The organism is Rhodobacter sp. JA431 (genome assembly GCF_900217725.1).
Classification (GTDB): domain Bacteria; phylum Pseudomonadota; class Alphaproteobacteria; order Rhodobacterales; family Rhodobacteraceae; genus Rhodobacter; species Rhodobacter aestuarii.
In genome coordinates this window covers 1-1,198 of record NZ_OBMP01000025.1, presented here as the reverse complement: position 1 = coordinate 1,198, position 1,198 = coordinate 1, and the positions used below count along the sequence as shown (strand labels likewise).

General features: G+C 58.4%; 1 protein-coding gene. It reads right to left on the bottom strand.

Annotated elements, in window-relative coordinates; all coding sequences use genetic code 11:
• Positions 1–39: 39 nt before the first annotated feature.
• A protein-coding gene (locus tag CRO18_RS18470; RefSeq protein ID WP_097083226.1) for an IS3 family transposase occupies positions 40–1,127 on the bottom strand; the annotation gives its coding sequence in 2 pieces (ribosomal slippage) (positions 40–866 and positions 866–1,127; 1,089 coding nt in all).
• Positions 1,128–1,198 lie beyond the last annotated feature (71 nt).

Here is a 1,198-nt window from a genome sequence, read left to right as displayed (position 1 = left end):
GGTAATCCCCCCGTTTTTGCGGGGACTTGGTCGTAGAATTTACGCGGCCATTCTCAGTTTCTGGGCGGGGGTCATCCCGCCGTTGCCCATGTTTGGGCGCTCGTTGTTGTAAGACCAGAGCCACTCGGTAGCAATCTGCTGCACCTCGTCGATGGTTTCAAAGATGTGAAGGTCCAGCCATTCATGCCGAACCGTCCGGTTGTAGCGCTCGACATATGCGTTCTGCTGCGGTTTCCCCGGCTGTATGTGGGCCAAGGCGATGCCCTTGTGTTCGGCCCATTCCATGAGGGTGCCGCTGATATATTCCGGGCCGTTGTCGACTCGAATGGTTCGAGGCGCACCACGCCATTCGATGATCTGGTTCAGCGCCCTGACGACGCGTTCCGCGGGTAGCGAGAAGTCGACCTCGATACCAAGCCCTTCACGGTTGAAGTCGTCCAGGACATTTAGCAGCCGGAACTGGCGACCGTCCCCAAGGCGATCTGCCATAAAATCCATGGACCAGACTTCGTTCGGCTGTTTTGGCACAAACAACTCGTCGGGCTTCTCCCGTTTCAGCCGTTTGCGCGGCTTGATCCTGAGGTTCAGCTCCAGCTCGCGGTAGATCCGGTAGACCCGCTTGTGGTTCCAGCCATGGCCCTGGACATTGCGCAGGTAGAGAAAGCACAGGCCGAAGCCCCAGGTCTTCTTCGCCTTCGTCAGCCCAAGCAGCAGGTCGGCGATCTGCTCGTTCTCATCGTCCAGCTTCGGGCTGTATCGGCAGCAGGTCTCGCTGACATCAAATGCCCGGCACGCCAGCGCGATGCTGACGCCCTTCATCGCCACCGCTTTCACGGCCAACTCTCGGCGTTGAGCTGGCCGCTTCATTTTTTTCCGAGCGCCTCCTTCAGCAGGTCGTTTTGCATGCTGACATCAGCAAACATGCGCTTCAGGCGGCGGTTCTCCTCGGCCATCGCCTTCATCTCGCTGATCAGGCTCGCATCCATACCGCCATATTTGGCCCGCCATTTGTAAAGCGTGGCACTGCTCATGCCATGTTCACGGCACAACTCGGCAGCAGAAACGCCGCCTTCCATCTGGCGCAGCACGCCCATGATCTGGGCCTCGGTAAAACGTGTCTTCTTCATCGGAATCTCCTCGTTCATCCTGCCGAGAAAATTCCACTTCCGCATCCCCTTAGGATCGGGGGGGATTACCC